Below are 6,520 nucleotides of genomic sequence, written 5' to 3'. Positions count from 1 at the left end.
CTACACCACTATCCGGGACGCGACTCGAACGGTGCGCCTTCCCTTCGTCGCCACCGGCCCGCCGCCGTGCTTGCGGACCAGTCGTGTCAGCGTCAAGACAGCGGAGAAGGCGAGGCCCAGTTGTCAAGTGGGCAAAGCACTAACTGCTGGAGGACTCGCTTCATGTCGTGCGCATCATGAAGATCTCCGGGTGGGGTCCGGGTAGGTCCCACATGTCCCTACCCGGGACCAGCGCCGGCCCAACTACGAGCACCGACGCGCGTGCCGGAGACTCCCCGGCCGCCCGAGCCACTATCGTCCTAAGCGCCGCGGCACGGGCCGCAAGGAAGAACTGAGGCTGACCTCGTGGGACTGTTCAAAGCTGCCGCCTTCGACGCGCTGCACGGTGTCCTTGCCGACCAGTGGAAGGACTTCTACACGGTCCCCGACGGCCTTCCGCCCACGGCCGCCCTCTTCGCGGCCGTGCGCCGTTCCACTGATTCCGGTCGGGGCGTGAACACCTCGGGCTCGGACGGCGTCATCTCCAACGGGAGTCGCATCGTCGTGCCCGAGGGCTACGCCGTGGTCCTCTTGCAGGACGGTGGCGTCACAGGTCTCGTCACTGAGCCCGGTGGCTACGAATGGCGCTCGGACGCCCCGGACTCCCGCTCGGTCTTTGCGGGCGACGGACTGGTCGGGCCGCTCAAGGCGTCCTGGGACCGGTTCAGGTTCGGCGGGCGACCGCAGGCGCAACAGCACGCCTTCTTCGTGTCGATGAAGGAACTCCCGAACAACCGGTTCGGTACGGCGAGCGAGATCTACTGGGATGACGCATACCTCAGCGCCCAGGCTGGGGCGGTCGTTCGAGGTACCTACACGCTGCGCATCGCGGACCCCATCCTGTTCATCCGCAACTGGGTACCCGCTCAGTACCTCCGCCCCGGGGTTGTCTTCGACTTCGCAGACCCGAGAAATGACGCCGCGGCTCAGCTCTTCCACGAGGTGGTGGGCTGCATCGCCCAAGCTCTCTCGATCTACACGAACGATCCGTCGAACGGGAACCGGATCACACGCATCCAGCAAGATGTCGTCGGTGTTGCCCAGAGCCTGTCGGACGCCGTTGAACGTGCGTACCGGTGGCGCTCGACGCGGGGTCTGGAGGTCGTGAGCACCGCGATCCTCGGCCTGGAGTACGACGAGCCCACCCGCGAGCTGCTGAGGACAGTGCAGCGTGCTGACGCACTCCTCGGTGCCCGCGGCAACTCGAACATGCAGGCGTCCGTCGCAGCGGGACTTCACGCGGCGGGCGAGAGCGGAGGGGCGGCCGGCATGCTGGGACTAGCGATCGCCGCCGGTGCGTCCGGGGCTGCCGGGCTTCAGCAGCCCTCGACGGCCGCTCCGAGCGCCGTTGTCACTGAGGCGACCAGCGCTGCATCCTTGTCGGACGAGTCCGACCCGGTGGCGAGCCTCACCAAGTTCAAGCAGCTTCTCGACGCGGGCCTAATCACTCAAGCGGACTACGACGCCGCGAAGGCGAAGGTGCTCGGCCTATGAGCGGTGCTTCTCGACCCACGTTCGCTGGCTGGTACCCCGACTCAGAGACCGGCGGGACCAAGTACTGGGACGGCTCCCGGTGGACAGGGGATACTCGACCGCGCCGAAGGCCGTTCGCCGCTGCCGCCGCCGCCGACCGGCAGAGCGGGTTCGGGCTCATGGGGCTCGGAGCAATCTTCCTGTTCATGAGCCTGTTTGCGAGCGAGCTGAATGACGGCAGCGTGCCGACCATCGGCCTGTTCTCCACCTTCTTCCTGATCGGCATTGCCTGCACAGGCGCCGGTGTCTACTTGCTCCGCGGCCGAGGCCCGACGACAGAAGCGGTCCAGGCTCGCATCGCGAAGGAGCAGAAGGCGGCGAACGCCAGACGGAGATCCGGGAACATGTGGGGCGTCGCGGCGAACCTCGGGCGGGTCGGGCAGCCGTCCCTCTCGTCTCCAGCGAACGACGGTGGAACGGCGACCGCACAGATCAACGCGCTGGCGAACCCGGAGACTGCGAGAGCTCTCCAGAAGCTTCACGACCTGCTCTACACGCGGGTCATCACGGACGACGAGTATCGGGCGGCGAAGGAGAGGCTGCTCGGGACACGCCCAGCTTCAGACGCACTCGCGCACATTGCGATGCTGGCCGACCTGCACCGCACTGGCGTCCTGAGTGACCTGGAGTTCGCTGCGGCCAAGGCAAGGACGCTCGGTCTGTAGGATCGACGGCCCACGGGAGCGGAAAAGGCGTGCCGGGCACGCTGGAGTCCGGTATCATATCCCTGCGCCCGTGGCGGGATCAAGTCGGACTATGCCCTCTGGGCAGCCAACGACGACGCTAGGTGGCTCGTCAGGGAAGCTGATCCGCCCAGCGTTGGGTTCCTCGTTCGAGGTTGCAGCGAAGCGCACGGTAAATGGCGCGGCCTCCGCACACTGGAATTGCCAGGACGGCTGTGCGTCCGTCAGGCGTAGCCCGAGAAGGGTTACTGCTGCGCCGTTGACGTCAGGAGCGCCAGCCGCGGCCACAACCAAGACGTCGCCGTACAACGCGGATGCGGTGCTTGACGTGATTGGTGTGCCCTCAGGTGTGGTGACGCCGGAAACCCCCATCGTCGTCGGCGACGTCCACGTTCCCGTGGGCCGGTGTCCCAGGTATGTCTCGGCCCGGATACATCCTTGGGTGAGGTGGATCGACGGCTCGGGGTCGCTCTCGCGCCACCACGACTGACATCCCGGCACCGACGGGTGGTCGCGGAGCTGGGCGAGCGCGTCATCGGTCGCTTCGCGGGCCTGGCCACCGACTGCGGTGACGCCGAGGCCCAGTGCCAGAACACCGACAGCCAAAGGGGCTACCAGTGATCTCCCGCGCCACGGCGGAAGCAGCCGCACCGCCGCCCAGATGACCACACCGACACATGCCCCGGCGGCATAGAGCAGCAAATTCGCCTCGTTCTCTAGCGCTGCCATGCGCATCGCGTCCGTCCCAATCGCCTGAGACGCGTCGACGATGCGTCGGCTCTCTTCGCCGATGCTCTGGCCGAAGATTGCTCGTCCCACTGCTAGCGGCAGGATGAAAACGATCAGGTAGAGCACCAGCCACCCCGTGCCCGAAACCGGCTTTGGGCGGGGCGCCCCCGTAGCCTGCAGCGTCTTCTGCGCAGTCCGCGCGGCCAGCCCCGCCGCCAGCACTCCCAGCAGCGCCGCGGTGGCCGAGTCGGTCATCCGCCCTTGAGCGATCGTCGTCACGGCCACGACGACGCCGGCCAGCCCTATGACGCCCGCCGCGGGGGCGGCGAGAACCGCGAGCGCGCCACGCCGGGTCCCGGCCGCCCAGAGCGTCACGGCGCCCAGTAGCAGCGCGAGTTGGGGCACCGGCCAGCCTGGCCACTGCCCGGGCGTGAAGCTCAAGCCGTCGCTGACGAGCCCCGTTACGACCAAAGGGGACACCTGTTCCAGGAACCGGTCCAGGATCGGGTGGTCGAGGAGTTCGGGAATCCAGGCCCTCACAAGGAACACTGCGTTGGGTATGAGCGCGATCGCTAGGACCACCCGTGCCGCGCGCTCAGCGTGCGCAACGGACGCCGAGGCCACGTGCTCGTCAGGTTTGCGCGTTACTGGCTCGGGCGTGAACTGGCGTCGTTCGAAACTGATCTCCGTCATAGCGTTCGTGCCCGTCGTAAGGCCATGATCGCTTCCTCTACCTTTTCGTGCTCTAGCAGAAGGCGCTCGGGATCGCGACCATGTCGATCGACAACGAATCGCATCAACCGACGCCGTGTCTCCCGCGCTCCCAGCCCTTCGCTCCTGCACGCCTGGGCCAGCGACATGAGATCTTTCCCTTCATTCGCAGGGACCGGTGGCACCGCGCGCCAGGGAAGTCGATCCGCCACCGTGCGGTCCGTTCCCTGTCGCAAGAGGCTTTGCTCCATGCGTACGTCGACAACCACGCTGGAATCGCTTGACGCCGTGTACGCGACAGCCTGCCCGTGAGGTAGACGAGCGAGGTCCTCCTGCTGGCGTTCGTCCAGAAGCACCGCCGCCCCGATTCGTTCGCGCTCGTCTTGGTCGACGATGCGGTGCGCGATCGTGGACCCGCACAGTTTCATCACCCCGGGGTCGAGCCTGCTCGGTGCCTGGTCGACGATGACGAAGCCTTCACCCTGGCTGCGGAGCTCGGCGATCGCCTCAACGAAGAGCCGCACGCCCTCCGACGTGCCGCTCTCGCTGCGGCCGAGCAACCGGTGTGCCTCTTCCAGGACGGTGACGTGCCCAAGCCCCGTCCCAGTAGCGTGCACCTCGCGGTAGGAGATGACACCGGCGAGCAACAACGCGAACAGCAGCGATCGCTCGGTAGGCCCGCCGAACTCGCGCATCTCCACAACTGTCGGCCGGGCCAGTAGCGCGGCGTGATCGACAGTCGCTTCAGGTCCGCCATCGAGTGCGACCCCCATCGGCCCGCGCCGGAGGAAGTCGATCCGCCCAATCAGTGCCGCGCGAATGTCGGACGCAGAGCTACCGCTGAAGCCGGACCGCTCAACGACGTCGGCCAGGCTGTCCTGCAAGCTTGCGAGCCCTACCGGCCGGGCGTCGCTGTCGCGCTCGTATGCGTCGAAAATCGCGCGCCCGAGGGTGACGAATCCCGCTGGCCAAACCTCGCTGAGCCGAAACGTGGCGTCGAACGCCGCCAGGACCCGACCGGCGTGCGTCTCGCGGGGCACACCCGTCGGCACGCCGAAGGGGTTGAAGGCGACCCGCGCGGGGGAGAGAGACACGTGGGTCACCTCGTCGCCGAGCGCTCCCGCCAGCGAGGCGTAGTCGGACTTCGCCGGGTCCAGAACGAGGAACGGCACGTGGTGAGAGCGCCACAAACGCAACAATAGGCTTTGAGTTGTGACGGTCTTGCCGAAGCCAGGCAGCCCAGCGACGAGCACGTGCTGGTTGAGGTCGCGCAATGAGATCCGTGCCTCCCCCCCTCCCACGGCTGAGCCAATAAGGACGGCATCCTCGGCCTGGTGCCGTTGGGCGGCACGCGGAAGCGTGGATACGACCCTGCTAGGAACGCCGGCGGCGCCGCCTCGGATGAGGCTCGGTAACCGCACGATGCGTGCGGCTTCGTCGCTCGAGCACAGGCGTAGCGTCTCGTCGAGCAACGGGTCGCTCGTACCAGCCCACCAGCGCGCACGCAGGGCCTCGATGATCTCGACCGCGTGCGCCACCTCCTGTTCCGTGCGTGCCGTAACGAGTTGGAAGGACTCCGGCTCCGTTAGCGCCACGCCCACCGACTCCGCGAGTCCCGCGGCGATGTCTGTCGCCCCACAAACGAGCACACGCACTTCCAGACAGGCCCGTGGCAAGTCGCGCAGGCGCTGCCGGTAGACCCGCGCCACCTGAGCGCGCAAGGGGTTCGCGGCCGGGTCACCGTCCGGCGCGACGCTGCGCAGCACTTGATCGACCGTGTACATCAACTCGGAGGAGGGTCGCGCAGGCTCCATGTGGAGGAGCACCATCGCGGGCGTCGGGTGTCGAGCAAGGACACCGATCGTGTGCCGGAGGCCGAGCGGATCCGGCGCCCAGGCCAGCACAGCGGGCTCCGCGGGCTGCCCGAACAGCCCGGCATCTGGGCTGAGGGATACGTCTTCCACGCGGCGCCGGACTTCGACTACACGCGGGAGGTCACTGTTGGGTCCATTGGACCAGGTGGTGAGCAGCGCACGCACTTCGTCAGCGCTCCCGACTGGCTCGAGCGGTAGCTCAGGGGGCAGGCATGAGCGGACGAGTCCTCCCACGCGCTCCGCACGTTCGCGGCTGCGGGCCCGGCCGACGACGGTGGTCGAGACCACGCCCACCCGGCTGTTGGGAGAAGGTGTCACTTCGAATCGCACCTGGAGCGCGCAGGAGCCCGGCTCCTCCATCGCCATCGTCTCGGCGAGGGAGTGGTAGCCGAGCAGCAGAGATCGCATGTCCACTCGGTCGGTATCCACGCCGACGTCGGGCAGCCACGGCACCCGGGCGGCCCACACCCACAGGCCACGGGCGATCTCGTGCGCGCTCATTGCTGACGACTCAGGCAAGCCGTACTACAAGGCCGTCGTACGCCAGCAACCGTTCGAGAGCCTCAACGCGAGCGTTGTCGACTGCCTCAAGCTCCGAAACCACTGCGCGGGCGTCCTTGGTAGGGCCGGCGACTTCAAGAACAAGCGCACCGTCCTCGACCCGTGCATGCACGGATACGCCGGCGCGGTCGACCACCTGCTCGGCCCATTGGTCGACCATCTCGGCAAGCCCGTCGCCGTCAACAACGACCACGTCAACCCGCTCTGCCTTGAGCGCCGCCGCAAGGGCCTGCGTTAGGACGGTGCCCTCCTCATCCGGGACGGTTTCGAGATCGCTCACGGCGATGACCGCACCGCGTCCCCGGCTCACGGCGCCCTCAATGCCGCGCAACCCGTGGTCTGCGCCAAGCGCGCTCACCCAGGCGCGCCTGAGCCCTGATCCACCGGTCT

At 67.5% G+C, this 6,520-nt stretch carries 5 protein-coding genes; 2 read left to right on the top strand and 3 right to left on the bottom strand.

Features of this window, described 5'->3' with window-relative positions; all coding sequences use genetic code 11:
- Nucleotides 1-345 precede the first annotated feature (345 nt).
- Both N866_RS15375 and N866_RS15370 read left to right on the top strand, forming a co-directional pair.
- Nucleotides 346-1,533: an SPFH domain-containing protein gene (locus tag N866_RS15375; RefSeq protein WP_034227964.1), complete on the top strand. Its 1,188-nt coding sequence runs from the start codon at nucleotides 346-348 to the stop codon at nucleotides 1,531-1,533.
- A complete protein-coding gene (locus N866_RS15370) occupies nucleotides 1,530-2,237 on the top strand; it encodes a DUF2510 domain-containing protein (RefSeq protein WP_081802705.1) in 708 nt (235 codons plus the stop codon). Before N866_RS15375 ends, N866_RS15370 begins: the two co-directional genes overlap by 4 nt.
- Before the next feature lie 54 nt (nucleotides 2,238-2,291).
- On the opposite strand, the gene N866_RS15365 is transcribed toward N866_RS15370, so the two are convergent.
- From N866_RS15365 to N866_RS15355, 3 genes are all read right to left on the bottom strand, one after another.
- The gene (locus tag N866_RS15365) at nucleotides 2,292-3,677 is read right to left on the bottom strand and encodes a hypothetical protein (RefSeq protein WP_034227960.1); all 1,386 of its coding nucleotides are present in this window, start codon (nucleotides 3,675-3,677) and stop codon (nucleotides 2,292-2,294) included.
- Nucleotides 3,674-6,070, bottom strand: a complete 2,397-nt coding sequence (locus tag N866_RS15360) for an ATP-binding protein (RefSeq protein ID WP_034227958.1) — start codon at nucleotides 6,068-6,070, stop codon at nucleotides 3,674-3,676. The genes N866_RS15365 and N866_RS15360 overlap by 4 nt, the downstream gene beginning before the upstream one ends.
- Nucleotides 6,071-6,080: 10 nt before the next feature.
- The coding region (locus N866_RS15355) for a hypothetical protein (protein ID WP_216699465.1) at nucleotides 6,081-6,520 on the bottom strand (440 nt) is incomplete at its 5' end.

Source organism: Actinotalea ferrariae CF5-4 (assembly GCF_000603945.1).
Taxonomy (GTDB): Bacteria; Actinomycetota; Actinomycetes; order Actinomycetales; family Cellulomonadaceae; genus Actinotalea; species Actinotalea ferrariae.
This window is presented reverse-complemented; position numbering and strand designations above follow the sequence as displayed.